Origin of the sequence: Acinetobacter sp. TGL-Y2, assembly GCF_001612555.1 — a bacterium.
Classification (GTDB): Bacteria; Pseudomonadota; Gammaproteobacteria; order Pseudomonadales; family Moraxellaceae; genus Acinetobacter.
The window spans coordinates 1,446,322-1,472,372 of the sequence record NZ_CP015110.1 but is presented as its reverse complement, the minus strand read 5'-3'; the positions used below and the strand labels follow the sequence as shown (position 1 = coordinate 1,472,372).

General features: G+C 39.8%; 34 protein-coding genes and 2 pseudogenes. 19 read left to right on the top strand and 17 right to left on the bottom strand.

Features of this window, described 5'->3' with window-relative positions; translation table 11 throughout:
* Window positions 1–2: 2 nt before the first annotated feature.
* The 8 genes from AMD27_RS06855 to AMD27_RS06820 are packed head-to-tail and all read right to left on the bottom strand — an operon-like array spanning window position 3 to window position 3,032.
* Window positions 3–407: a hypothetical protein gene (locus tag AMD27_RS06855; RefSeq protein WP_067658124.1), complete on the bottom strand. Its 405-nt coding sequence runs from the start codon at window positions 405–407 to the stop codon at window positions 3–5.
* Window positions 404–664 carry a hypothetical protein gene (locus AMD27_RS06850; protein WP_067658122.1) on the bottom strand — a complete coding sequence of 87 codons (261 nt, stop codon included), beginning with the start codon at window positions 662–664 and terminating at the stop codon, window positions 404–406. Before AMD27_RS06850 ends, AMD27_RS06855 begins: the two co-directional genes overlap by 4 nt.
* Complete coding sequence (locus tag AMD27_RS06845; RefSeq protein ID WP_067658119.1) at window positions 661–1,596, bottom strand: helix-turn-helix domain-containing protein; 936 nt, start codon at window positions 1,594–1,596, stop codon at window positions 661–663. Before AMD27_RS06845 ends, AMD27_RS06850 begins: the two co-directional genes overlap by 4 nt.
* A complete protein-coding gene (locus AMD27_RS06840) occupies window positions 1,593–1,931 on the bottom strand; it encodes a hypothetical protein (RefSeq protein ID WP_067658116.1) in 339 nt (112 codons plus the stop codon). Before AMD27_RS06840 ends, AMD27_RS06845 begins: the two co-directional genes overlap by 4 nt.
* On the bottom strand, window positions 1,928–2,224 hold the full coding sequence (locus AMD27_RS06835) for a hypothetical protein (RefSeq protein ID WP_067658113.1): 297 nt from the start codon (window positions 2,222–2,224) through the stop codon (window positions 1,928–1,930). The genes AMD27_RS06840 and AMD27_RS06835 overlap by 4 nt, the downstream gene beginning before the upstream one ends.
* Window positions 2,221–2,478 (bottom strand): hypothetical protein, encoded by a 258-nt coding sequence (locus tag AMD27_RS06830; protein WP_067658110.1) that lies wholly within the window; start codon window positions 2,476–2,478, stop codon window positions 2,221–2,223. Before AMD27_RS06830 ends, AMD27_RS06835 begins: the two co-directional genes overlap by 4 nt.
* A gap of 48 nt (window positions 2,479–2,526) precedes the next feature.
* On the bottom strand, window positions 2,527–2,787 hold the full coding sequence (locus tag AMD27_RS06825) for a hypothetical protein (protein WP_067658107.1): 261 nt from the start codon (window positions 2,785–2,787) through the stop codon (window positions 2,527–2,529).
* Window positions 2,784–3,032 (bottom strand): YdaS family helix-turn-helix protein, encoded by a 249-nt coding sequence (locus AMD27_RS06820; RefSeq protein WP_067662837.1) that lies wholly within the window; start codon window positions 3,030–3,032, stop codon window positions 2,784–2,786. Before AMD27_RS06820 ends, AMD27_RS06825 begins: the two co-directional genes overlap by 4 nt.
* Window positions 3,033–3,130: 98 nt before the next feature.
* On the opposite strand from AMD27_RS06820, the gene AMD27_RS06815 reads away from it, so the two are divergent.
* From AMD27_RS06815 to AMD27_RS06750, 15 genes are all read left to right on the top strand, one after another.
* Window positions 3,131–3,880: an XRE family transcriptional regulator gene (locus tag AMD27_RS06815; protein WP_228140726.1), complete on the top strand. Its 750-nt coding sequence runs from the start codon at window positions 3,131–3,133 to the stop codon at window positions 3,878–3,880.
* A 10-nt stretch (window positions 3,881–3,890) separates the two neighbouring features.
* Complete coding sequence (locus tag AMD27_RS06810; protein ID WP_067658104.1) at window positions 3,891–4,106, top strand: hypothetical protein; 216 nt, start codon at window positions 3,891–3,893, stop codon at window positions 4,104–4,106.
* A gap of 95 nt (window positions 4,107–4,201) precedes the next feature.
* Window positions 4,202–4,504, top strand: a complete 303-nt coding sequence (locus tag AMD27_RS06805) for a hypothetical protein (protein WP_067658101.1) — start codon at window positions 4,202–4,204, stop codon at window positions 4,502–4,504.
* A gap of 55 nt (window positions 4,505–4,559) precedes the next feature.
* On the top strand, window positions 4,560–4,931 hold the full coding sequence (locus tag AMD27_RS06800) for a hypothetical protein (RefSeq protein WP_067658098.1): 372 nt from the start codon (window positions 4,560–4,562) through the stop codon (window positions 4,929–4,931).
* Between the two features lie 87 nt (window positions 4,932–5,018).
* Window positions 5,019–5,243, top strand: coding sequence for a hypothetical protein (locus tag AMD27_RS06795; RefSeq protein ID WP_067658095.1), 225 nt, complete (start codon window positions 5,019–5,021; stop codon window positions 5,241–5,243).
* A gap of 340 nt (window positions 5,244–5,583) precedes the next feature.
* Window positions 5,584–6,015 carry a hypothetical protein gene (locus AMD27_RS06790; RefSeq protein ID WP_067658092.1) on the top strand — a complete coding sequence of 144 codons (432 nt, stop codon included), beginning with the start codon at window positions 5,584–5,586 and terminating at the stop codon, window positions 6,013–6,015.
* Entirely contained in the window at window positions 6,015–6,311 is a 297-nt protein-coding gene (locus AMD27_RS06785; protein WP_067658090.1) for a hypothetical protein, read from the top strand. The genes AMD27_RS06790 and AMD27_RS06785 overlap by 1 nt, the downstream gene beginning before the upstream one ends.
* An 11-nt stretch (window positions 6,312–6,322) precedes the next feature.
* Window positions 6,323–7,057: an ERF family protein gene (locus AMD27_RS06780; protein WP_067658087.1), complete on the top strand. Its 735-nt coding sequence runs from the start codon at window positions 6,323–6,325 to the stop codon at window positions 7,055–7,057.
* Between the two features lie 15 nt (window positions 7,058–7,072).
* A complete protein-coding gene (locus tag AMD27_RS06775) occupies window positions 7,073–8,011 on the top strand; it encodes a hypothetical protein (protein WP_067658084.1) in 939 nt (312 codons plus the stop codon).
* The gene (locus tag AMD27_RS18710) at window positions 8,008–8,151 is read left to right on the top strand and encodes a hypothetical protein (RefSeq protein ID WP_171254786.1); all 144 of its coding nucleotides are present in this window, start codon (window positions 8,008–8,010) and stop codon (window positions 8,149–8,151) included. The genes AMD27_RS06775 and AMD27_RS18710 overlap by 4 nt, the downstream gene beginning before the upstream one ends.
* Before the next feature lies 1 nt (window position 8,152).
* Entirely contained in the window at window positions 8,153–8,395 is a 243-nt protein-coding gene (locus AMD27_RS06770) for a hypothetical protein (RefSeq protein ID WP_067658081.1), read from the top strand.
* A gap of 3 nt (window positions 8,396–8,398) precedes the next feature.
* Window positions 8,399–8,998 (top strand): HNH endonuclease signature motif containing protein, encoded by a 600-nt coding sequence (locus AMD27_RS06765; protein WP_067658079.1) that lies wholly within the window; start codon window positions 8,399–8,401, stop codon window positions 8,996–8,998.
* Window positions 8,999–9,074: 76 nt separating this feature from the next.
* Window positions 9,075–9,467, top strand: a complete 393-nt coding sequence (locus AMD27_RS06760) for a hypothetical protein (protein ID WP_067658076.1) — start codon at window positions 9,075–9,077, stop codon at window positions 9,465–9,467.
* Entirely contained in the window at window positions 9,464–9,940 is a 477-nt protein-coding gene (locus tag AMD27_RS06755) for a class I SAM-dependent methyltransferase (RefSeq protein ID WP_067658073.1), read from the top strand. The genes AMD27_RS06760 and AMD27_RS06755 overlap by 4 nt, the downstream gene beginning before the upstream one ends.
* Window positions 9,940–10,161: a hypothetical protein gene (locus AMD27_RS06750; protein WP_067658070.1), complete on the top strand. Its 222-nt coding sequence runs from the start codon at window positions 9,940–9,942 to the stop codon at window positions 10,159–10,161. The genes AMD27_RS06755 and AMD27_RS06750 overlap by 1 nt, the downstream gene beginning before the upstream one ends.
* A gap of 131 nt (window positions 10,162–10,292) precedes the next feature.
* On the opposite strand, the pseudogene AMD27_RS06745 reads toward AMD27_RS06750, so the two are convergent.
* Window positions 10,293–10,745: pseudogene (locus AMD27_RS06745) on the bottom strand (SOS response-associated peptidase family protein); the annotation flags it as partial.
* A gap of 39 nt (window positions 10,746–10,784) precedes the next feature.
* Between AMD27_RS06745 and AMD27_RS06740 the strand changes: the two are divergent.
* The gene (locus AMD27_RS06740) at window positions 10,785–11,753 is read left to right on the top strand and encodes a hypothetical protein (RefSeq protein WP_067658068.1); all 969 of its coding nucleotides are present in this window, start codon (window positions 10,785–10,787) and stop codon (window positions 11,751–11,753) included.
* Window positions 11,754–11,786: 33 nt separating this feature from the next.
* Here the strand turns inward: AMD27_RS06740 and AMD27_RS06735 are convergent, their stop codons facing one another.
* Both AMD27_RS06735 and AMD27_RS06730 read right to left on the bottom strand, forming a co-directional pair.
* A complete protein-coding gene (locus AMD27_RS06735) occupies window positions 11,787–13,229 on the bottom strand; it encodes an aldehyde dehydrogenase family protein (RefSeq protein ID WP_067658064.1) in 1,443 nt (480 codons plus the stop codon).
* A gap of 175 nt (window positions 13,230–13,404) precedes the next feature.
* Entirely contained in the window at window positions 13,405–15,567 is a 2,163-nt protein-coding gene (locus AMD27_RS06730) for a malate synthase G (protein WP_067658061.1), read from the bottom strand.
* Window positions 15,568–16,088: 521 nt separating this feature from the next.
* Between AMD27_RS06730 and AMD27_RS06725 the strand changes: the two are divergent.
* Both AMD27_RS06725 and alr read left to right on the top strand, forming a co-directional pair.
* Window positions 16,089–16,844, top strand: a pseudogene (locus AMD27_RS06725) (IS5 family transposase).
* A gap of 287 nt (window positions 16,845–17,131) precedes the next feature.
* Complete coding sequence (alr, locus tag AMD27_RS06720; RefSeq protein ID WP_067658060.1) at window positions 17,132–18,205, top strand: alanine racemase; 1,074 nt, start codon at window positions 17,132–17,134, stop codon at window positions 18,203–18,205.
* Window positions 18,206–18,265: 60 nt separating this feature from the next.
* Here the strand turns inward: alr and AMD27_RS06715 are convergent, their stop codons facing one another.
* From AMD27_RS06715 to AMD27_RS06695, 5 genes are all read right to left on the bottom strand, one after another.
* Window positions 18,266–18,703 carry a BLUF domain-containing protein gene (locus tag AMD27_RS06715; protein ID WP_067658058.1) on the bottom strand — a complete coding sequence of 146 codons (438 nt, stop codon included), beginning with the start codon at window positions 18,701–18,703 and terminating at the stop codon, window positions 18,266–18,268.
* A 77-nt stretch (window positions 18,704–18,780) separates the two neighbouring features.
* The gene (locus tag AMD27_RS06710) at window positions 18,781–19,515 is read right to left on the bottom strand and encodes a proteasome-type protease (protein WP_067658056.1); all 735 of its coding nucleotides are present in this window, start codon (window positions 19,513–19,515) and stop codon (window positions 18,781–18,783) included.
* A gap of 19 nt (window positions 19,516–19,534) precedes the next feature.
* Window positions 19,535–20,314 carry a transglutaminase family protein gene (locus tag AMD27_RS06705; RefSeq protein WP_067658053.1) on the bottom strand — a complete coding sequence of 260 codons (780 nt, stop codon included), beginning with the start codon at window positions 20,312–20,314 and terminating at the stop codon, window positions 19,535–19,537.
* Window positions 20,311–20,913: an alpha-E domain-containing protein gene (locus AMD27_RS06700; protein ID WP_067658050.1), complete on the bottom strand. Its 603-nt coding sequence runs from the start codon at window positions 20,911–20,913 to the stop codon at window positions 20,311–20,313. The genes AMD27_RS06705 and AMD27_RS06700 overlap by 4 nt, the downstream gene beginning before the upstream one ends.
* A gap of 33 nt (window positions 20,914–20,946) precedes the next feature.
* The gene (locus AMD27_RS06695; protein ID WP_067658047.1) at window positions 20,947–22,500 is read right to left on the bottom strand and encodes a circularly permuted type 2 ATP-grasp protein; all 1,554 of its coding nucleotides are present in this window, start codon (window positions 22,498–22,500) and stop codon (window positions 20,947–20,949) included.
* 228 nt (window positions 22,501–22,728) lie between these two features.
* On the opposite strand from AMD27_RS06695, the gene AMD27_RS06690 reads away from it, so the two are divergent.
* Window positions 22,729–23,724: a helix-turn-helix transcriptional regulator gene (locus tag AMD27_RS06690; protein WP_067658045.1), complete on the top strand. Its 996-nt coding sequence runs from the start codon at window positions 22,729–22,731 to the stop codon at window positions 23,722–23,724.
* Between the two features lie 375 nt (window positions 23,725–24,099).
* On the opposite strand, the gene mnmG is transcribed toward AMD27_RS06690, so the two are convergent.
* Window positions 24,100–25,983, bottom strand: coding sequence for a tRNA uridine-5-carboxymethylaminomethyl(34) synthesis enzyme MnmG (gene mnmG, locus AMD27_RS06685; protein WP_067658042.1), 1,884 nt, complete (start codon window positions 25,981–25,983; stop codon window positions 24,100–24,102).
* Window positions 25,984–26,051: the final 68 nt, after the last annotated feature.

Sequence of the window (26,051 nt, the reverse complement as noted above, 5' to 3'; positions counted from 1 at the left end):
GTTTATTCCCCCACCATCTTCTCAATTTGCTGTATAGCTAAACCTGATTTCACTTGCTCTGTGCTAAACCGTATAACCTGATAACCCAACATCGTTGCCGCGTTATATTTTTCCATATCACCTAAATATCCTTTGCCTCTGATATGTCTCCCTCCACTCCAGATCCCACCTTCAACCTCAACCAAAATCATTTTTCCAACCAAATGGAAATCAGCTCGCCATTTCCTGTTTTGGTGAAACTTAAATTCTCTCTCAAATTCGATCCTGAGCGCTTTAAGCTGAATTCCTAACAACGACTCACCTTCACTTGCTATCTGCTTACCACGGCGCGGAGATTTTGATTTACGCGCATTCTTGTTCTTGGTTCCGTACAAACTTTTGTATTCATTAAGGGAAATACTCGTCATTCAGATTTGCCAAGTGCGATATCAGCAAATAGTTTTCTTGCAGATGCACTCAGTAAAAAACCCTGTGGGACACAACCATCTTTTTCAACAAGTCCCCAATTTGCCAACCCATTCAAATATCGCTGTAGGCTTCGAATGGAAACGCCCATGTTCGGTTGAATCTCATCGTAAATTTGTTTTACAGAGATTCGGACGTTGGTCGTAGACATGATTCTCAGGATCATCAAGTTTGTGATGGTGCGATCAGCTTCAGTCATGCTGCATTCCCCTGCAGAGATCCACTGAATCCAACTTGCTTGAGATACGATTCCCATTTTTTCGCTTGCGCTGGGTTTTCAAGTTTCACGGCGATACGTGCTGCAAGTTTGTCGTATGACTCCCCTGGTTCACTGAACTTCCCTGCGAACTCAGGGTGGTGAGAAAGTTTTTGAGCGAAGATCTGAATTTGTTTTTCAGTGAGTCCTGTTGAATTTGCTTTCGGTGAACTCGAATTTCCAAAAGCGCCTGAACTTGGTTTTTCAGAATATTTGGTTTTGTAGGCGTTGATCAGCCAATCAGCGAAGTGATAAATCATCAAATCATCGCTCATGGATTTTCCAGCGTTGTAAATTTCAAATGCTCGTTTTTCTCGTTCAGCCCATTTTGAATTCATGATGGATTCAAAATCGATCCCGTCATCGGCCAAGTAAATTTCTTCACGAAGTTTTTTAAAGCAAAACCACGTTTTTTTATTTTTAGATTCTAATGGGAGATTCATTGGGAGATTCTGTGTCCCAATAACGGTACTGGTCTCGGTACCGTTATTGGGACTACTCCCCGTACCGTTATCGGTACTAGTACCAATATTGGAACCAGTACCTAAATTGGTACTAGTACCGTTTTTACCACCAGTTCCCTTTTTGGTACTTGTTGAACTTTCTTCACGCCCTGAAATACCAACCAGTTGATAGACTTTGACTCCGTTTCCAATAAGCTCACCAGTGAATTTAATGAGTCCCTGTTGCTCTAACTCATCTAAAACTTTGATGATCGTTTTACGGTTCATTTTAGTATCTTTGACGATACGCATAACGCTTGGGTAACACTTATGGCTCTCACCTGCTCGATCAGCCAGAGAAAGTAAAATTAGCCGCTGTGTAGCGCTTTTAACATTGGCTTTCCACGCCCATACACTTGCATCTAAGCTCATGGTTTAACTCCCAATTTTACAAGGCCGCGCATTTCCAGCTGACGGACAATCCGAGGTTCTATAAAATCGTTGTTGATTTTGTAGCGAATTCTTGATTTTTCTTTGACTTGAATGAGTTGAGCACCATCCTGTATTTGGCGGCGTAGAGCTATGGCTTGCCCCCCCATTTTGGTTGTGTGCTCGAGGAGATAAAATCTCTCTTGTGCCTCAATTGCAGCATTCATTTTTGATAAAGGCATTACTGCAAGCTCTAAAGCGGTATAGATCCGAACGGGTTCTAGTAAATTAATAATTCTTTCTTGAGCGACAAAAGTTGTTTTAGGTTTTTTGCTCATTTATCACCACCCTTTGGCTTCACATATCCACCAAATGCCATTACTTGATCTGCTTTAATTAAACTCGAGATAACTTGATGCGCTAACCAAATCGTTATGCGAAAGCGATATGCCATCTTTTGTGCAAGTTCTTCCTTGGTCACTGCAGCATTGTTTTCGTTATAGCCACGGCGTTTAAGATTGCCTCGCTTAACCACATAAACTTCATCCAACAACTGCAGCGTCGGTTCATAAAATGACTGCACACTCTGTTGTTGTTTAAATTCAGGTTGTTTTTGAAATTGTGTATTCATGACACCTCCGCTATAGATCGCTCTACTGCAGATAAACGACGCTTCGCCATAAGTTCTGCAGGTGATGCCAGTTGAATATCAGTGCGATGTACGAGTTGATCACCTTCCAACCAATAATATTCTGCAGGTTGAAATGCCTCGACCATCTTGAGGTCATCAATTTTGATATGGTTCATGTACACCACGACATCACCAGTCAAGAAATCTGTGTCTGGATTGTTTTGGATGACTTGTTGTGCTAAATTTGATTTCATATTCAATGCTTCCAATGTTTTGAATTATTGAAAGCCTGATTCTCTAGATCAGGCTTTTTTAATTTCCGAATGTTCGATCCGTTCGCTTTGTTCATATAAGTCAAAGCGTTCTCTAGGTATTCCAGATACCTTTGACATAAGCTTTGCATCATCTTCACAACGCTTCATATCCAAAATGGCTAACCATCTTAAATACTGGCTATTTGACCAGCCTCGTTCATACGCTTCTCGCGCAATATGCTCTGCCACACGATCAGATAGGTGCGTGGGCATACATACGGTTTTTTTTGTGCTATTTCTGCGGGTCATACGTTCACCTGCGCAAATTCTCTATTGTTCTTTTTCAAACCGATTTTTAAAATCTGACTTTTCGACAACCTTCCATCTGTCATGTCTGAGATTTTTTGAGCGTAATTTGTTTCGCCTTTATATTCGGTGTAAGGAAGTGTGTTTCTCTCAATCCACTTGTATATAGCTCGTTCTGTAACATTTACGGAATTTGCAACATTTTTTACACCGCCAGCACTTGAAATTGCACTTTTGATAGTTTCCATAACCCAAACCATATTGAACTTATGGTTCAACTCTAACAAGAACTGATAGTTCTTTCAATACTTATTATTATTGAACCATTGGTTCACTAAGGCTTTATATGAATAACTCAATGGATAAGGTTAAGGAAGATTTTGCAAAACGCATTAATGAAGCCATGGAGCTGAAGGGTTTCCCTGTACGTGGGCGAGCTCGCGTATTAAGCAAAGAATTCGGAATATCAGATAAGGGAGCTGGAAAGTGGCTTAAAGGCGAAGCCATTCCCGAGACGTCAAAACTTCCTCTCTTGGCATCATTTCTAGGAGTAGCTACGGAGTGGTTGATGAATGGGACTAGACCACCCGTAAGCGACGGAGGGATTCGAATTTCACCTATTAAATTTAGAGATAGTGATACAAAGGAATCCAATGTCAGAATCCCTATTTATAGGGATATAAAAGCATCTTGCGGCACCGGTATTGAGAACTTTTTAGAAGATGTAAGTGAATATCTGGATATAGATCCATACATTCTGAAAATTATGGGTGTGCAAACCAAATCAGATAATTTAAGAATTATTTATTCAGATGAATACAGTATGTGGCCTACCGTAGCGCCTAACAGCCCCTTGTTTATTGATATATCAGATAAAGATCCTGATGGTATAAAAAATGGCAATGTATATGTTTTTACTCACAATCATGAGTTAAGGATGAAGCGGATCTTTGTCAGCTATGCAGGCAGTAAGACTGTAAGGTTAGCCAGTGACAACCCAGATAAAGTTCGTTACCCAGATGAATTTATTACTAATGAACAATTAAACGAAATTAATTTTGTTGGACGTCTTGAATTGGCTCTAGTTAAGCCTTAAAGGAGTAAGCATGAATAACAGTGGCTTATTAATTAATAGAATTATAGATAAATTGATTAGTGCCTCTGATGAAAATCAAGAGTTATCACTATCTGTTGAAGAAGTTCACGAATTAAGAAAAGAATTAGGTGACACTGTTTTTATTCCAGTTATGACAATGGAAGAAATGGCTAAGAAGTGTGAAAGTGGTGAAATAGGCGTATCACCCTTTAATCATGATAAATAACTGTAAACCAGACGCAAGCTATTTGCGTCTGAACAATATAACTCCAGTTTTGTACAACAATTAATTAAACTTATCAAAAAGTTAAGGATAATACAATGATCGCAACACTGAATAAATCCAAAACGGCGCTAACAATTAATCGTCAAGAGTTTAAATTGGCATTAGGTAAGATCGGTACAGGAATAGATAAACAAATAGCCTCGCTCAAAAAAGCCAAGCAAAGCTATGACGCTGCGGAAATAGCACGTGAGATCATTAGTGAAGCAAATATCTTTGAAGCCATTATTGAGGGCTTTAATGAAGCGGAAGGCACAAATCTAAAGCTGGCTGATATAACAAATATTGACTTGGCTCAAGGATGGTTAGACGAGTTTGTAGAAAAGTATTCAGATATATAAATTTTTTAAAAAAACTGCGAACTCGACGTCTGATCTTAAACGGAGATTAACTTAAGTGTATGGTTTACCGAAAGAACCTAGTTTTAAAATGCCTAAAATTCCAAGGCTTGATTTAACCATTGAAGAAATCAAATCAAAATCTGATGAAGAACTTTTAAAATACTTGAGTGGCGAGGATAGTCCTGGATTGATTCCTGCTTCGCTCCTTCAAGCTATTAGCTATGAATTAACATCTAGACAAATAAGAGAGTCCAGTAAGCCTCATTGGACGGTAACACCAACATTTATTGTTGGGTGTATTGCATCTGTGTTGGCTGCTATCTCAATCCTAGTTACTATCTATTTTTCAGTTTTTTATAAGGCAGAAAATAATGATAAACATACAGATCAGAGTTACGCTGTTGAAAAAAATAGTAGCCCAAAGTAAGCGTTTAACAACTAAGGATTCATTTTTATTCATAACAATTACCTTGCCGCGAACCCGAGCGGCTTTTTGATCGGGTGGAGAATTTAAATGGTTGATAAAACTGAAATTAGTAAACCTATTGAAATCAAAGATAATTCTGTTGAGCGAATCGCTTATGAGTTGATGCTTAAAATATCTGAAAATGAGCACATTAGCGATAAAGCTAAACATCACAAACCCTCTGTTAGAGAGTATTACTTGAATCTTTATAATCAGTGTTACAAAGTGGTTGATTATAAAGACGTTAATATCTCCAAACTGCTTGAGGATTAATTATCTTCTTTCTTAAATAATTTATTTTCAATTTCATTAACGCAGTTAATTATTTTTTGCGGATCAATACAACCAGTATTAATTATTTCAATTACGAGCTTTAGTTTTTCATTGTGATCTAGCATGGTGAAACTCCAAATAACCCACCCTGTGTGGGTTTTCTTTTGTCTATTAAAACATAAAATTGAACTAAAAATTCAAAATAACAAATTAAAAGAACTATTGGTTCTTGACTTAATTGAACCAATAGTTCATATTCATCTCACAGATAGCAAAAAGCCCTGACACTTTCGACGGGATCAGGGCTCAACGTAAACACTTGCAAGCTTACGAGGTAAGTATGAACACAAAACTAAATCCAATCAACTCTTTTACTGTTGCAGCATTCGCTGCTTCTGTATCAATTGGTGTATTAGCATTCACTTACGAGCCCAATTCATACCAATCAACCCCGAATCCTGCATCTCAATCAACTGACTCAGAATATGCCCTTCAAGCTCTGACTATGAGCTCAAATACCCAAGGACAAGCAACCATCAACCTTGACGGATTTAAAGTTCAAGTTGCATTCGAACTTGAACCATTCCCAGACAGCTACGGCGTACCCGGTTCAGAATTCACCGCTGTAGAAGTAGTAGATCTTCATAACGTGAACGTATTCGATGCCAACGGCAATCCATACAAAGACTTCACAGATCACATCGACCATCGCTATATCAACCTACTCATCAAAGGTTATATCGAAAAGCATCAATTAGTGGAGGCAGTCTAATGAGCACCAATACTAATTTTTGTGAATACCAAGGTCGTGATGACAATGGTTATTTCATGGTTCGCTTAGGTCACACCACTTACAAGTACGTGGCTGGCACTATTTATAAACAAAACGCAGATGGTTCATTTTCAAAACTCTCGCTTGAAGAAGATGTAGCAAAACCTTGGATACGCCAGAACCTTGATCGTGAGATCAATTTCCAGATGCGTAAAGCGCGTGCGGTTGCACTTCAATCAAGCTACATCCCATCTCACGAACGCAAAGCTTACAAGCGTCGTACTGGCTTACTTTAAGGGGAATGATCATGACAAATTCGAATACTCAAGCACCATCAGAAAATAACTTAAATGCTTTACAGCAAATCCAGTTGGAATTAAAAGCACCGAAAAGCAAGCGTAATACCTTTGGTAACTACAATTACCGTAACTGCGAAGACATTCTTGAAGCGGTAAAGCCCCTACTGCAAAAATATAATTCGACCCTCATCATCACAGATGAAGTTCAGGAAGTTGCTGGCGTGGTGATAGTCAGTGCAAACGTGATCTTTACAGATTCATTCGGCACAGCAACAGTCGTAAAAGCCCATGCAGGAGTAGAGGTTAATAAGAAAGGAATGGATGTTGCGCAGACATTCGGTGCATCAAGCTCATATGCGCGTAAATATGCCCTAAATGGCATGTTCCTCATTGATGACACCAAAGACTATGACTCGGATGAATACCACAATCAGGTTAATAACGGCACTACCAAAGAGCAGAAACAACAGCAGAACTATCAAGCTCGCCAAAATAACCAAGCTCCACAACAACAGCAAACGAATACACCCAAAAAACCAAAACGTACACCAGATCAACTTTTTCAAGATGCTCTAAACGCCATACGTGATACGCCAGATAAACAGGTGCTTAAAGCTGCAATGAATAGATTTAAGGGTACTACTTACGAAGCAGGTATTACCAATGCGTGTCGTGCTCGAGCAGATCAGATGGGTTGGCCAACACAAAGTCAGTCTCAACAAAACCAACCCGTGCACCACTAATCAGGATAATAAGAAATGAATATTTTAAATGGACAAGAAGCTTTTGCAGCACTGACCACTGGCCAAAATATCGAATGCCGTCATATGCAGTCTGGTGACTTTAATGACATCCGTAACTTTCCAGCAACGGTTTACGTTGATCCAGAATACGAATTTCGTATTGCAATTAAGTTCTTCACCATCGGTGAAATGCAGGTACCAGAACCCATTCAAGAAGCACCCACGAAAGGTACTCAATGCTTTGTACCTTCAATTTTAACTGAAGTGCTGAGTAAATCCTTTAAATGGAAAAGCTCTGATTCTGATTTAGCGCTTTTGCAACGTGGCCAAGTTCATCTAATGCAAGAGCATGCCAATACTCATGCCTTAGCGCTAATCACGATAAGTGGTGGATCTATTGAAGCACCTGCAGAAACCACCTCAAATGATGTTGAAAATAAGACATCTGATGAAACTAAGGTTTGGAAAACATCAGCACAGGAAACTCATGAGCTCTTAGCCGAGACTCGTGAAATGGCTGAAGCAATAATGAATGAACCTACTCACGGTCCAGCTTTAAATTCATTTGCTTTGGAAGTGGATCAAGAAATTGCAGCTGAACAAGCGATCAAACACCAAGAGCATTTGAGTGAAATTCTAAATGATATTGCCTTGGCCAACACACCCGCTGAAGTTAATGCGCATATTCGTTACACAAGATCATGGACTGAAGAGCAACGTAAACCAGTTATGACTGCAATTAATAAACGTCTAGTTGAGCTTACTGCGATCAATCCCGTTGAGGTTTCACAACCACCATCACTCATGGTACGCATTCAAAGTGCATTAACCGAACATGAATTAAATGAACTACTTCCTGAAGTTCGCTCTCGCCATCCTGACATTCAACCTAAATTAATGGATTGCGTTAAGAAGCGTCGTTTTGAGCTTGAGAATCAGGTGGTGACATTATGAATTTCAAATACTCCTCCTCTACCCGGACACTCACAGTGTTCGGGGCAAAGATGACGCATATATTCAATAACGTGGGTGTGGGTGAAATTGAGCACTTAATCATAGATGCAAAATTTAAAGAAGCGACTTGGAGAAATTAAAATGAATAATACCCCAATGGATCTAAACATGGTTTTGTTTGCTCAACTTGAGCGCCTCAGTAATCCAGGTTTGAAAGGTGGTGAATTAGAGGCTGAAATTCAAAAATCTGTAGCTATCGAAAAAATTAGTGAGCAAGTCATTAAAAATAACAATATGCGTTTAAGTGCCGCAAAATTAGTGGCTGAATATCGTGGCATTAAAAATGCTGATTCAGTTGAAATTCCACAAAGCTTAATTGGGTGATATATGTCAAAAGGTGCTGCAATCATATACACCCAAGCACAATTGGAGTTTATAGAATCTAATTGTATCTTAGGGAGAAAAGAGCTGACTGAAAAAGTGAATAGTAAATTTGGAACTTCTTTTGCAGTTGATCATATTAAATCCCTGTGCACGCGTAAAAAATGGAATACAGGTAAATCTGGTTGCTTTCAGAAGGGATCAATACCTTGGAATACTGGCACTAAAGGAGTCTGTAAACCAAACTCTGGAAACTTTAAAAAAGGCCAGATTACTTGGAATAAAAAACCCATAGGGTACGAACGAATATGCTCTAAAGATGGCTATCTTCTGATTAAGATTGCCGAGCCTAATGTTTTTGTCCTTAAGCACAGATTTATTTGGGAGAAAGTAAACGGCCCTATACCTGACAGCCATACCCTTGCCTTCAAGAACATGGATAGAGCTGATTGTCGTTTAGAGAATTTGCTTTTAATGAACAAGGCAGAGATGGTTCGATATAACCAAAGTTTTCATAAGTTGGCTACGCCTGAAAGCAATGAGTCATGTCTATTGATGGCAAAAATCAAAAACCGTAAACATCAAATCCAGAAGCAGGTGGCGTAATGGAAATAGGACTTTTACTTACTGAAATAGTAATGGTGATTTACGGACCAATACTGATTGAGATCGGGAGCTGGTGATGGACACTCAACGTGATGAAGCTTTTGAAGCTGAGTTTGCAAAGACTAATTTTTATAAAGGAATGGTTGAGTCACTAAAAAATAGCGACTGCCCTTTGACTTCTATTTTTGAAATGAGAAACGGTAAATATCGCAATTTATACATTCAATTAGCTTCAGAAATTTGGCAAGCAGATAAAACGAATACGGTGGAATGGTTTGCGTACGAAACTCAATCACCACGTATTAATGGGCGCTATCTAATTTTTGCCCAAGGTGAGCAATTCTGTGCTGATTTTGAAATTGGATATGGGTTTTCTTCCGCGGAAGATGGTACGGCATTTATTCAAGAGTTAATTACACACTGGGCTGTACCTGCAAGCAATCCAATCGAAGTAGAGGAGTTGCAGTGAACGCAAAAATACTTGACCCCTGCTGTGGATCTCGAATGTTTCACTTTGATCGGAAGAATACTGATGTTGTGTTTGGTGATATCAGGAAAGAAAGCCATATCTTGTGTGATGGTCGCTCATTAGAAATTGCACCTGATATTGAAATGGATTTTCGTGATATGCCATTTCCAGACAATTCATTTTATGCAGTGGTATTCGATCCACCTCACCTTGTACGTGCAGGCAATAAAAGTTGGCTGGCTCTCAAGTATGGAAAATTAAATCAAGATTGGCGTGAAGATTTAGCCAAAGGCTTTTCAGAATGCTTTCGAGTACTCAAGCCAAACGGCATATTAATTTTTAAATGGAATGAAACGCAAATTAAAGTTAGTGAAATTTTGGCTTTAACAGATCAAAAACCATTTATTGGACACTCTAGTGGTAAACGTGCAAATACGCATTGGATCACTTTTATGAAATTGGAGGGATTGTGATGGGAGTTGCAATTGATTTAACAAATACTGAACGTCGCATTTCTACTGCTGAGTTTGCCTTGCGAATGAATATTTCAGAAAAGGAACTTTATGCCAGAATTAATGATGGTCGGGTCAAATCACCGATGAAGGATGGGCGAAAAAACTATTGGCTGAACAGCTATGTTTTGGAGTGTATTGTAAATACAGATGGTGATAACATGGACACCATGGATGCGTAAGTACAAGTATAAAAAATAGGTCGCACTTAGCGGCCTTTTTTTTTACAATAAAGCTAAATGTGAGTAATATTGTGAGTAATAAGACTATTAAAATAATAATTATATTTTAAAAACAAATACTTATATTAACAATGATGACTTGCATCCATGGTCAGCATCGCGGCAGAACGAATCACTTCACCTTGGATTTTTGCAATTTCATATAAAGCTGCAATAAAAAATCCTTGACCATCTCGACGTCTAACGCCCCAACGCTGGGGACGCCCGTTGACATATTTTGCTTCGTAAAACTCAGAAACAGGAATGACACCAAACTTACATTTCAAAAAGGCATTTTGAAAGCTTCTTTTCTCATGCAACGTTTCATTGCGAGCGTTATAGGTATATTTAACTGATGATTGATCTTCTGCCCATTTTGGAATCAATCCAAAATTAACCGAACGCCACTCTAGGCAGTGATGAGATTTAAATAAAAGTGGCGTCTGATACGATGGATAAATTTCATCTTCATACTCAAAAGGAATATGCGCTAAACCTAAAGCCTCTAACTGTTTAAGCGTAATGGGTTTGTAATTTGCACACATATTTGAAATACTTAATCCAATTTTAAGTTAAAGATAAATATGAAAGTTTTAACATTTAGCGCTATTGTATTTATTTTCCATTTAATGATATGCCCACCATCAAAAGCTGAAAAAGTTTCGATTTCATTTACGTCTTTCTTGCCTTACAGCATCCAGCAAGTGTACTTAGGTGAATATGCTTTTACACTGACGAATATTAATGAAGTAGACATGCCTATAGGCCGTTATCAAATTCACTATATAACAACACGAGATTCGCGTAAAGTCAGCTCAAACAGCCATATCACAGTATACAAAGCAAAAAATCAGGATAAAAAAATTGAGTTATCATTGATTCTTTTACCAGACGAATCTGTGATTGATTATTCAAATGTCATTGTAAACTCACCCCATGAATTACCTGAACAAAAATTCCGAAAAATTGCTGATAAAAAATTTAAGAATATTCAAAATACATATATCAAACGCGATCGTATTCAAATCATCTTGCCTAGTATGGATACCAACAACGTGACTGAATACGAACATAATTACTCATGGCTACCCAGCATTTCTGCACAACGAAGCCCATGTACGGGAACATTCAAATTGCATCCACATGATGCTTTATCCTATATCACATCAGACACAAACAAGCTTAGTTTAAGATACAAACAAAAAGGTAAAACCAAACACGCTGACTTTGAGCTGTATGAAAACAACAATGAAACCCCAATAAAACAAAGACTAATAAAAGCCTCAACCCAATTCCACGATGGTATTAAATTCGAATTGATTATCAAATCTATCGAGAAGCTTCATGTGACCAATCATGTTGAAGGAATCGCTAATTACAAAATGCACGTCAACGTCGTTATGCAAACAAAGAATAAGAAAAAATTTAATTTAATCAATCGCACTATGTTTTTTCAAGAATTTTGTAGCTTTGAAGATAATAACCTTTTGTACTATAAACCCATCAAAACACGCCTTTGGGATTCAATTTTTCCTGATTTTCAATGGCGTTAATCACCTAGATTAAAACCATTTTGGGCTATGTGTTTATTTATCAATGGTCACCCAATGCGTACGGCTGAACTCTTCTAAAATCCAGTGCCCGTTGAAACGCCCGAGTCCAGAATTCTTCTCCCCACCAAAAGGTGCAGTAGGATCATCTGCAACCGAAATCGCATTGATATGGGTCATCCCGGCATCTATACTTAAGGCAAATGCCAAACCGCGTTCTTTATTTGAGGTACACACGGCACTAGAAAGTCCAAATCGGGTGTCATTGGCGAGTTCTAAAGCATGTGCTTCATCTCGTGCCTTAATTACAGGTAGTACAGGTCCAAAACTTTCTTCTTGAGCAAGTTCTGATTTTGGGTCTACGTCTATAAAAATATGCGGTGGAATCACATTGCCAACAATATCACCACCTAAAGCAAGTTTAGTGCCTTTTGAAACGGCTTTATGAATGATCTCTTTAATCTTTGCAACTTGATCAGCATTAATAATGGGACCTATCAGTGTTGCCTCTAATGTCGGATCTCCAAAAGAAATTTGTTTTGCACGTGCAATTAATTTTTCTACATAAGCCTCATAAATCTGTGCATCTACAATCACACGGTTGGTACTCATACAGATTTGACCTTGATGTAAAAAACGCCCCATGACGGTGAGTTCAACGGCCAAATCTAAATCTGCATCATCAAGCACGACAAGTGGCGCATTACCACCTAGCTCTAAAGCCACGCGTTTTAAATGTGCTCCACTTACAGCAATTTTAGCCACACCTTGTCCAACTTCGGTTGACCCAGTAAATGAAATCAATTTAGGTATAGCATGCTCGACAAAATAGTCCCCTATTTCACGTCCTGAACCTGCGAGCACACTCAGCACACCTACTGGCAATGCTGCTTCTTCAAAAATCTTAGCCAAAAGTAATCCGCCTGTAATAGGCGTATCGCTGGCAGGTTTCAGCACCACACTATTGCCAATGGCGATCGCAGTCACAACTGAGCGCATGCTCAAATGAAACGGAAAATTCCAAGGACTAATCACCGCAATTACGCCCAATGCTTTTTTATAGACCCAGCTATGACGCTGTGGGTCAGGAGATTTTAATTTGCTATCCAGCAATCGGCTTGGGAATGTTGCAGATTCACGGATAATCGCTAAAGCCGCCTCAACTTCAATATTAGCCTTTAAACGGGTGCTGCCCGATTCTTGTATCAGTAAATCCACAATTTCAGCACGGCGCTTAGACATAATATCCGCCACGCGTTCGACTAAATTTTTTCGCGCTATAGCATCGGTTTTTGACCATGTGCCAAAAGCCTTTTGCGCTGCGGCGTACGCAGCATCCACGTCTATTGTACTTGCCGCTTGTAAGTCTAAAATCGTGGCTTGATTAAAAGGATTTATATTTTTTATCACATGCGTTGATGTGCCCTGAATCCATTTTCCGGCAATATACTGCGCATTATTAAAGCTATAACATTGCATGATCTGACATCCTGTTCTGACTGAATGAGGATTAATTGAATGACACTCATCTGTACTTTAGAATGTATTTAAGTCAAGTTCTAGTCAACTTACCAATGACATAAACTTGAAGACTGTTGCTTACATAAATAAAGCCTCCGAAGAGGCCTTATTTACTTAAAGTTTAGTGATAGGTTTAGTCACCTGTATAACCTTTTAACTTTAAACGTGCCGCATGTAAAAGTGGCTCTGTGTAACCAGATGGCTGTTCACCGCCTTTAAACACAAGATCATAAGCCGCTTTATAAGCATAACCGTCAAAGTTAGGTGCCATAGGCGTATACAGTGGATCATTGGCATTTTGCTCATCCACAATCTTCGCCATACGCTGCATCACTTCTTCAACTTGCGCCGCAGTTACAATGTTATGACGCAACCAGTTTGCCACATGCTGTGAAGAAATACGTAAAGTTGCACGGTCTTCCATTAAGCCGACATCGTTAATGTCTGGCACTTTAGAACAACCTACACCCAAGTCAACCCATCGCACCACATAACCTAAAATACCTTGCAGGTTATTTTCAAGTTCTTTGGTTTTTTCTTCATCCGTCCAGTTGGTGTCTTTTGCAAGGGGCGGCGTTAATAAATCATCCAGTGGCAATGCCTCTGTTGCCAACAATTCTTGTTGACGGTTAGACACATTAATTTTGTGATAATGAATCGCGTGAATCACTGCGCCTGCTGGAGATGGAACCCAAGCACAGCTTGCACCTGCCTCTGGATGTTCTGTTTTGGTTTTGTACATATCCAGCAACATATCTGGCTTTGGCCACATGCCTTTACCAATTTGCGCTTTACCACGTAAACCTGTTTGTAAACCGACCATCACGTTACGGTTCTCATACGCGGGGAACCAGATTTGACCTTTCACTTCACCTTTACGAACAAATGGACCTGCTTCCATGAAGGTATGGATTTCGTCGCCTGTACGGTCCATGAAACCTGTATTGATGAAAATAGTACGGTCTTTGGCTTGTGCGATACAGTTTTTCAAGTTCACAGAAGTACGGCGTTCTTCATCCATAATCCCGATTTTTAAAGTCTTCGCAAGTAAGCCAAGCGCTTTTTCAGCACGTTCGAACAGTTCAACAGCAAACGCAACTTCTTCTGGACCATGCATTTTCGGTTTAACGATGTACATTGAACCTTTGCGCGAGTTTTTAATCTCGTTCTCACCCTTGATGTCTGCAAAAGACAAAAGTGGGGTGATCAACGCATCCATGATGCCTTCATAAATCTCTTGACCATCCACAAGAATCGCAGGGTTGGTCATCAAGTGACCGACGTTACGAAGCAGCATGAGTGAGCGACCATGAATCATGGTTTCACCGCCAATCAAGTTCTTGTGCGAGCGATCTGGGTTCAATGAACGAGTCACTGTTTTGCCATTTTTCTCAATTGATTCTTCCAAAGTGCCTTTCATCAGACCTAACCAGTTACGGTAGCCTTCCACTTTTTCTTCAGCATCAACTGCTGCAATTGAATCTTCTAAATCTTGAATGGTGGTAACAGCAGCCTCTAAGACTAAGTCTTTTACGCCAGCAGCATCAGTTTTGCCTACTGGACTATTGGCATCAATTTCAATGATGACATGCAGACCGTTATTTTTAAATACGATTTCAGTGGGTGCAGATGCTTCACCATTGAAACCTACAAATTGAGCTTGGTGTGCTAAAGTGGTTTTAGAACCATCTTTAAGCATGATTACGAGCGCATTGTGATCAACTGTGTAGCGGGTTGCATCCGCATGTGAGCCTGCTGCAAGTGGGAAAGTTTCGTTTAAGAAATTCTTCGCAAATGCGATCACTTTGTCGCCACGGACGGGGTTATAACCCTTACCTTTTTCAGCGCCACCCTCTTCAGAGATGACATCGAAGCCATAAAGGGCATCATAAAGTGAGCCCCAACGCGCATTCGCTGCATTTAAGCAATAACGTGCATTACGTACAGGTACCACCAACTGTGGACCTGCTAAAAGTGCGATTTCTTCATCTACATTTTCTGTACTGATTTTAAAATCTTCTACTTCTGGTAATAAGTAGCCAATTTCTGTCAGGAAAGATTTGTAAGCTTGGAGTTCAAATGTGTTATTGCGGTGCCATTCATCAATTTTTGCTTGAAGGTCTTCACGCTTAGCCAGAAGTGCTTTATTTTTTGGGCTAAGATCAACAACGACTTGTTCAAAGTTTTTCCAGTATGTTTCGCTGTCTAAACCAGAACCTGGTAATGCTTCATTTTCGATGAAATCGTAGAGTTCTTTAGCAATCGCTAACTTGCCTTTTTGAATACGTGCAGTCATTGTCTTTCCTGATATTGCTACTTTTTATACAAGAGAATCTAGTATACCCATTTATAAATTGCTGAATACCAATATCACATTGCAAAATAGTGATCATTTAATTTGCGCATTTCGTGCACACTTTAAACATCTGCTCGCCCTGCTTTGTATCATCAACAATTTAAATACCTTTTTACAGTTTATAAAGTTTTCTAAATGTAGGAATTAGACTTAAGTGCATGCTGAATATGAATATATTCATGTTCGGTCAAGTTTTCATCTACTCCACCTCGATTAAGCCACGAATCTACCGCGTTGTCGATAACATCAGCATCACTCAATGGTATTTTTATCTGTATTTATAAAAGACCAAGAAAGTTATGAGAACACTGTAGCCAAATTTAGCGCTTTTGCTGATCTCATTTTTAAGCTCTATGTGCTTGACTCATTAGGGCGTGTCCTCATTTGAAGTATATATTTCACTCATCAGTTTCATTCTATTAAAATAGCTTAACTCGTTGTCTAGAATTAAGCTTCAGATCATGTCACGTAGAGTCATCACAGACGAAATTTGGAATCAAATCCAACAAACTATGCAATTTTATGGCTGTTATCGTTCACGTAAGTAATAGTAAGAATATTATGGAAGCCATCCTATGGAAGCTTCGCACTGGTGCTCCTTGGCGTGATGTTCCTGAAGATCTTTGCCCATGGCAAACGGCTTACAACCGGTTTAATCGTTGGGCGAACAAAGGGCTCTGGGAGAATTTGTTTTTAAATTACGAGGCGTATTGGATAAAGAATGGGTATTCATTGACGGAAGCTATATCCGCGCGCATCAGCATGCAAGTGGAGCTCGGCATGGTGAAGAAAGCGCAATTGGAAAATCAAGAGGTGGAGCGACTACAAAAATTCACCTTGCCGTCGATGCGAGTGGATATCCGATTGATTTTGAAATCACTGGCGGTGAAGTCCACGACAGTCAAGTTGCAAGCCAATTAATTGAATTGGTGGGTGAAGCAGAGTATTTGATTGCAGACAAAGGCTATGATTCAGAGAATATCCGGGAAGTTGCTCGAAATCATCATATGATTCCGATCATTCCAAGAAAATCTAATAGTAAGAAAGTAAACGTTGAATTTGATCATTATCTTTATGGATTAAGACATCTCGTTGAAAATGCGTTTGCTCGCTTAAAACATTTCCGGGGTATTGCCACTCGTTTTGAAAAGTTAGCTCGTAATTACAAGTCAATGTTATTTTTGGCTTGCTCATTCATTTGGTGTAAATCCAAATGAGGACAGACCCTAGTTCATTGTGCAACTTTGACTTTGGTCAGTCGGTCGGTCGGAAGCAGAATGCTAGCTCATCTTGCTTCCTTCAGTGTTTTAATCTCTGTTGCACTTTATTTGAGAATCTAAGAAATAATTAATACTCAAAAGTGGCGATAAAGCGCTGAATATTTTGATACAGAAGCATACAATTAACCCAAATTTATATCTCATCTCAAATAAAAGCATATTCAAATCGATATTTGATACTTGCTCTATAGAGATATTTTATCGTTAGATGAAGGAGTATTCGGGTGCGCCAAGCAACAGTATGTATTGACAGCGAAGCACTGCAATACAATTTAAACCGTGTCAAACAACTTGCCCCTACCGCCCAAATTGTGAGTATGGTCAAGGCCAATGCATATGGACACGGTGTAAAAGACTGCTTAGCAGCCTTAAATGAAAGCGATGCCTTTGGCGTTGCTTGCTTAGAAGAAGCATTAGAAATTCGCAAGCTTGGTTACAGCCAACCTGTAACACTGATTGAAGGTGTGTTTTCTGAAGATGAAATGCAGATCGCCATCGAACAGAAGTTTGAATGTGTGGTGCATCAAACTCAGCAAGTCGAATGGCTGATTGCCCAAAAAGACGCGTATATTGCACAGTCTTTAAAAGTTTGGGTCAAACTCAATAGCGGTATGAACCGCCTAGGTTTTAAAGCTGACGAGATCATTGAAATCATTCAAACCTTGAAGTCGGAAGGCTTCAATTGTGTACTGACCATGCATTTTGCCAATGCGGATACCGAGCAACACCCACTCAATGAAGCACAAAAAAATCAATTTTTAGCAATAAAGGCAGCCTGTAAACCTATTCTGGCTTCCTGCTGTAACTCAGCCGCGATTCTTAAATGGCCTGAATTGAATTTTGATTTTGTACGCCCAGGAATCATGTTGTACGGCGCTTCTCCATTTGCAGATCGATCCATTGCAGATTTAGACCTAAAACCAGTCATGAGCTTCACTGCGGAAATCATTGCACTCAATAGCATTGAAAGCGGTGAATCCGTTGGATATGGCTCACATTTTGTCGCTGAGCGCCCAATGAATCTCGCGATTGTCTCTATAGGTTATGGGGATGGTTATCCACGTGCTTTTCTTAAACAGAATTTTGTTGCCATTCAAGGTCAACTCGCCCCTGTCGTTGGTCGAGTCGCGATGGATATGATTGCCATTGATGTCACAGGCTTGAGCGTTAATCTAGGCACAGAAGTAGAGCTTTGGGGTCAACGTCGTTGGGTAGACGATGTTGCAAAAGCCAACGGAACTATTGGTTATGAATTACTTTGTCGTTTAAGCAATCGCCCAAAACGCAAGAGGATGTGAATTTTAGAAATCATTTATCTAAAAATCTAAGGCTTAAAAAGCCCAATTCATTTGGGTTTTTTAACACATTTCTGATAGCTGAGTTTCACTGGCTTTTGCAGCTGTTAAATAATCTATTAACCGATAGACATCTTCTTGAGACAATTGATAGGGATGAAAGTGAGAATACCCTAAAGATTGGAAATATTGCTGTATAGGACTATTACGTCCCACAAATTTCATCGACCACTCTGAAAAAGAGGCTTTTAAAATAGATCGAGATTCAAATAGTTTGATTTGGTAATGACGTGAATCTAAATGCAGTTTCGCCAGTAATTTTTCTACATTCTGTACTTCACCTTCCAAGCATTGAAAAAAATAACCATCGGCATGGTACAACACCCCTGTAAGCCCATGCAAAATATTAAAATCACGTGCTTCCGATAAAATATTTCTGAGGTCATTCAACAGTTGGGGCTGTTCCGATGTTGCACGACTTGCGTAACAGATTTGGATCATTTCAGCCTCTTATGATAAATTCAACTAGATTCATCAGTGCTTAATGTAGAGTTGAATTTATCAAGAAGCACAAAGCATTATTCCCAATAATCCGATGTAGGCTCAGGCAAACTGTTTAAACCTCTTCTTAAGGTGTCCGACCATTCACGGCTAATCTGTACGAAATAAGGGTCTTCTTCATATATCCGCTTTCCGACTGGAATTTTAAAGCTGTCTTTTTTATAAATTACACTGTCTAAAGGTAAGCCGACCGAAACATTTGAGCGTAAAGTAGAGTCAAATGAAATAAGTCCACAGCGCATTGCATTGGATAGTGAGGTTTCATAAGACAAAGCACGGTCTAATATGGGTTTTCCATATTTACTTTCGCCAATTTGGAAAAAAGGTGTATCGCTGGTCGCGCTAATAAAGTTGCCTTGCGGATAAATATTATAAAGCTGCATTTCTGCACCCTTGATCTGACCGCCCAGTAAAATATTGCAATAGTAACTACTTTGTTCTTGTTGATCTGAGGTAACATCTGAAATGACGCGCTTTAAGATATGCCCAACCAGTTGTGCTATTTCAAACATCGTGTTGACACTATAAAGGTTTGGCTCTTGCTTTAAATCAAGTTGATTTTTTAGATGCCCAACGACTGCTTGCGTGGTAGCTAAATTACCTGACGTTTGAATCGTAATAAACCGCTCACCCTCAATGCCAAATGCATAAAGCTTCCGAAATACGGAAATATGATCCACTCCTGCATTTGTTCTGGTATCACTAATCAATACCAAACCGTCTTTTAAACGCATTGCGCAACAATAGGTCATCTACTTTCCTTATGTGATTTTAACAAGGCAATACTTGTACAATCGAACTCATACTTTCAATACCACCTTTTTCGCGAATCCCTCTTACAGGTGCAACATCCCAATAATCACGACCAATTGCAACATAAATATGTGAACTTGGTGTGTAAAGTTGATTACTTATGTCAAAACTATGCCAAAAACCGTCTAGATAAAATTCCGCCCAAGCATGACTGGCCAAGTGACTACTGTCAGGGACATATAAATACCCTGAAGCATAACGTGCTGGAATACCTAAAGATTTACACATCGCAATAAATACATGACTATGATCCTGACATACACCTTGCTGATGCTCAAATGCTTCTATTGCTGTGGTATTCACCACCGTGCTATAGCTGATATACGGCATATGGGCAAGTAACGCTTCAGATAACCGTTGTAAATTTTGATAGCTGATTTGAGGAACATAATGTGCTGCAAAGGCTTTCATTTCAACATTGCAGAGGGTACTTGGGGTTAACTGTAAAAATAATAAAGGATTAAGATCTGTCTCAATGGCATACATAGATTGAGGATTAATCTCAACAATACCTTGCGCCATAATGGTCAAATTTTGATAAGTATAACGCTGAGTACTGGTCAACCACACATTTTGAAAGGAATCAAACTGGCTTTGGGTTTTGCCTGGCACACTGACTGCCCATGACAGGACCTGCTGATGTGCATTCGACTGCGGGGTCATTTTGATGTACTGAATACTGTTTTTCGCATTTTCTGTGTATTGATAATGCGTTTGATGATTGATCATCAGTTTCATACCCCCACCTCAAATAGGTATTGCACTTGATCATTCAGCTGATAAAAGCTGTTGCTGTTGGGATGCTCTAATAAATGTTGCCATGCCTCATCTAAACTATCCCATCCCTTAAGTTTCAACATTTCAATTAAGCCACTTAAAGACTGAATGCTTTGAGTAAAATCTTGGCTTAGACGTATTTGACGATCTAAATTTTCAAACAATTGACCCAAGCTAAAGAACAAGAAAATATCTTCATTTTCAGCTTCAAGCACTTCACTACATTCATCCACCACGCTGCAAATATAGCCGGCATGTTCATTGGCGGTATTGATCATTTGTTTCAATTCACCATACGCTTTAATGGATAACACACCGCGAAGGTCTTGAATATTATGCGTTACAGATTGAAATTGCTGATGGAAAGACGCAGGTTGTTCGGGATTGAGCGTTAATTCATTCAAACTACTGGCATTAAAGGCAGGTAAGCAAAATGCATGCGCATATTGAACCGCTTCTTCATCGGTTCGAAAAGGAAATTGTCCGCACAAATATTGTATACGAGATAAATAACGTCCAACCCAGTAAATATTTTGCGCATTACTGTTTAATATAATCATGTCACCCTCCTGGCTGATTGAAAGAATGAAGCATTAAGAATGAAGCGTGTCGACCACCCATGTATCTTTAATCCCTCCCCCTTGTGACGAATTGACCACCAATGAGTTGGGCTGCATAGCGACGCGAGTCAAACCACCGGGTACAATTTCTGTTCTAAACGGTGAACTTAAGATGAAAGGTCTTAGATCAATATGCCGCTCTGCGATTCCACACTCTGAAAGCGTCGGTGCAACAGATAAAGCCAATGTCGGTTGTGCAATATAATGATGCGGATTTGCCATGAGTTTGAGTTTAAATGCATCAATTTCTTGCATGGAGGCTTGAGGTCCAATTAACATTCCATAACCGCCAGATCCCTGTGCTTCTTTAACCACCAACTGATCTAAATGGGCGATGACATAATCGAGTGATTCGGCTTCACGGCATGGATAAGTCGGCACATTATTTAAAATGGGGCTTTCCCCCAAGTAAAACTCAATCATTTTACCCACATATGGGTAGATCGACTTGTCATCTGCAACCCCCGTACCGGGTGCATTGGCAATGACAACATTATGCTGAAGATATGCGGACATTAATCCTGGAACACCTAAGCTGCTGTCAGGTTTAAAGCATAAAGGGTCAAGAAAAATATCATCCACCCGCTTATAAATTACATCGACACGTTGCTTGCCCCATACTGTTTTTACATAAACCTTGCAGTTTTCAACAAAAAGGTCCTGCCCTGTAACCAAAGGCACATCCATTTCCCTTGCTAAAAAACAATGTTCATAAAATGCACTGTTATATCGTCCTGGCGTCAGCACCACAATAAACGGCTGATCAACATGGGCATTTTCTTGCAAAATTTCTTTTAATAATTTTGGATAATGTTCCACCCCGTGCAGCTGACTGGCTTTGCACAGCTCAGGCATGAGCTTTTCACTAATCTTACGACTTTCCAGCATGTAGGAAACACCCGATGGTGTTCTCAAATTGTCTTCCAAAACAAAAAATTCACCGTGTTGATCACGGACAATATCAATCCCACTGATTTGACTGTAGATCTTACCTTTGACCGCATGTTTATGCATTAAAGGCAAATAAGCTTCATGGCTCAATACTTGTAAATCTGGCACCAATCCCGCTTTTAAAATGGCTTGATGATGATAGATATCATCTAAAAAAAAGTTAAGTGCTCGCACACGTTGCACACAGCCTTGCTCGATTTTTTGCCACTGCTGCTTAGCAATAATACGCGGTATGAGGTCAAACGGAATAATACGATCTGTTCCCTCAGACTCGCCGTAGACGGCGAATGTAATCCCTTGATATAAAAAATGCTCCTTGGCTTTATTATTTAATGTTTTTAATTCATCCAAACTATGCTCGCAAAGCCACGCTTCAATTTTCTGGGCGGTCTCATTGGAGATCGTCTGATCATCTAACATTTCATTAAAAAATTCAGATTTTAACTGGTCAAATAAATATGCTGTACTGTTGTGTGTAATCTCAATATGTAGAGATTTTTCAAATGTAAGTGCGTCGGCATCTGATGCAGCAAAACCACTTAAATCGGAAGTTGTATCTTTCTTTTCTTTAAGCATACAATCCTCTTAATTGTTATCTATTTTAAATTTATAAAAGCAAAATCAGTGCCAAACTTGAGTTTGTGCTTAATGTATTAATCCATGATTTCAAAACTGAACTCAATGGCAAATTTGCACCGAGTTGTTTCTAAATATAGAAAAAGAAAGTCACGCTACGCTTGCTAAAAGTCTTGAGTTTTTCTATTGTGTGCATGAAACCTCTTTTGTCATTGTTATTTTTAAATTATGTCATCACAAGAAAAAGAAACTTCGAATAGCCTCTATCGACAATGGCAAATACTGTCTCGTCTCTCAACTGGGAAATGGATGGGCACTCGTGAACTTCAAGAAACTCTACAACGCGAAGGCATCGATATCAGCTTACGTACCATTCAGCGGGACTTAAATCAGATCTCACAGCGCTTTCCCATTGAAAGCAATAAAACCGTACCCCAAGGTTGGCGCTGGCGCTCAGACGCCCCTATACAAAGCTTACCACATATGACCAGCTCACAAGCGGTCACGTTTATGATGGTGGAAGAACATTTAAAACATTTACTCCCTCCCAGCCTGATTGAAGAAATGAATCCTTGGTTTGATTTGGCACGCCGTAGCCTATCCACCCAGAACAATGTTCGCCAATGGATTAATCGCGTGCGAATTGTGCCAGGTAATCAACCCCTCATTCCGCCTGTGGTTGAAAAATTTGCGCAGCAAGCCATTTATGAAGGACTGTTACAAGACAAACAAATCGAATGCGTTTATCGCGCTCGTGGTCCTCAAGGTGAAGATCGTACTTACATCCTTAATCCACTGGCATTGGTACAAAAAGGGTCCATTATCTATCTGATTTGTACACGTCACGATAAAACTGAAGTTCAAACCTTTGCATTACACCGTTTTAAATCCGCAACAGTACTCGATACACGCGCTTTACATCCTGTCAATTTTGATATTGATGCCTACATTGATTCAGGGGCATTAGGGTTTAGAGTCGATTTTGATAAACCGACCAAACATGTTGATCTTGAACTGATCATGAATGAAGCAGATGCACTTTACTTTACAGAAAGCCAGCTCAGTAAAGAGCAGACCATTGTCAAAATTTCGGATGATTTATACAAAGTCAGTGCCAGTGTGCCGTTTACCTCGCAACTGGTGTGGTGGCTTCGAAGTTTTGGCAAAAAAATTATTCGTATTGAACCATTGAATGTGTTTAATGCGGTTCATGAAATTGAATAAAAAAGAGAGCCTGATGACGGCTCTATAGGAAATTTTTTATTCATTTTAATTTTTAAATTTAGTCTTCTTAATATTGAAAAAATTTACACGATATCTGCGCCCCGCATAATCGTGTAAAGATGAAGTGTCTATATGGATATGGGCTACATGGTACAGCATGCGAGATCATATCCATTGTAGCGAATTGATTTCATTGTCATGGTCTTTACCTCAGTTGTTGGTGTAAATCTAATGTAGCAATTCATTTTAAATTTGAAAAATAATTAGATTCGCTTAAGTTTTCTTTTATTCTGCTTAATCATTTTTAAGATTTACTCAGTCGCATTAAAAAAGCCCACATCAGTGAGCTTTTTCAGTATTACTCAAAATCATCTATTAAGCTGATTTTTTCGCGAGTGCAATGTTCTTACGGATGGTGATCATAATCAGCTGAACAGCAGCAGGTGTTACACCCGGAATACGACTGGCCTGCGCCAAGGTTTCTGGGCGAACATCTTTTAATTTCAACGTAATTTCGCGCGATAAGCCAGAAACAATATCGTAATTAAATTCTGCTGGAATTTTGGTGTCTTCAAGGCGCTTCATCTGCGCCACATCTTCATGCTGACGGTTGATATAGCCCGCATATTTCACCGCAATCTCAATTTGCTCACCGACAAATGGCGTCACTTCTGAACCCGTTAATTCCGCAATTTGCGCGAAAGTCACATTCGGACGTTTCAGTAAATCAATCGCACTTGATTCCTTACTTAAGTCAGCACCGGTCATCTCAACGAATTTCTTACCCATCGGATTGTTCGGCGCTGCCCACAAATGTTGTAAGCGCGCTGTCTCAGTCTCTACTGCTTCCATTTTCTTACAGAAAGATTCCCAACGTGCATCATCCACCAAGCCCATATCACGACCAATCACGGTTAAACGCTGGTCTGCATTGTCTTCACGTAGCATCAAACGATATTCTGCACGTGAGGTAAACATACGGTAGGGTTCTTTGGTACCTAAAGTGATGAGATCATCAACCAATACACCCATATAGGCTTCATCACGCTTAGGTGTCCACTCCTCTTGCTCCCACGCACGGCGTGCAGCATTTAAACCTGCAAGTAAACCTTGTGCGCCTGCTTCTTCATACCCTGTGGTACCGTTAATTTGACCAGCAAAATATAAGTTCGCAATGGCTTTGGTTTCCAAAGTGAATTTCAATGCTTGCGGATTGAAATAATCATATTCAATGGCATAACCTGGACGAATGATATGCGCATTTTCCATACCGCGAATTGAGCGTACCAATTCAAACTGCACATCAAAAGGCAATGAGGTTGAAATACCATTTGGATAAAGTTCGTGTGTGGTTAAACCTTCAGGCTCTAAGAACACTTGATGCGAGTTTTTATCTGAGAAACGATGGATTTTGTCTTCAATCGATGGGCAATAACGAGGACCGACTCCTTCAATCACACCGGTATACATCGGTGAACGATCGAGTCCGCCACGAATAATGTCATGGGTTTTTTCATTGGTATGCGTGATATAACAGCTGACTTGCTCAGGGTGCATAGATGCATCCCCCATGAATGACATGGTCGGTGATGGGAAATCACCTGGCTGTGCTTGCATCACTGAGAAATCAACGGAACGCGCATCAATACGCGGTGGGGTCCCTGTTTTTAAGCGACCCACAGGAAGATTCAATTCACGTAAGCGATCTGCCAAAGCAATCGACGGTGGATCGCCAGCACGACCACCTTTGGACTGCTCTAAGCCCACGTGAATAATGCCGCCTAAGAATGTACCCGTGGTTAAGACCACTGTTTTACAGTCAAAGCGAATACCCATTTGGGTTACGACACCTTTAACACTCTCGCCTTCAATGATTAAATCATCTGCAGATTGTTGAAATATATCCAAATTAGCTTGATTTTCAAGCGTCTCACGAATAGCCGCTTTGTATAAAATACGATCTGCTTGCGCACGTGTTGCACGAACAGCGGCGCCTTTGCGTGAGTTCAAAATACGGAATTGAATACCGCCTTTATCGGCAGCCAGTGCCATTGCACCGCCTAAGGCATCAATTTCACGGACCAAATGTGACTTACCAATACCACCAATGGCAGGATTACAGCTCATCTGCCCTAAAGTCTCAATATTATGAGTTAAGAGTAAGGTCTGACGCCCCATACGTGCCGCAGCCAAAGCTGCTTCTGTACCGGCGTGTCCGCCACCGATAACAATGACATCGTAAACTTTAGGATAATGCATAGTGGTCTATTGGGAGATAAAATAATGACGTAAAATTATAGCAAATTTTGTTATCTATAAGACAGATT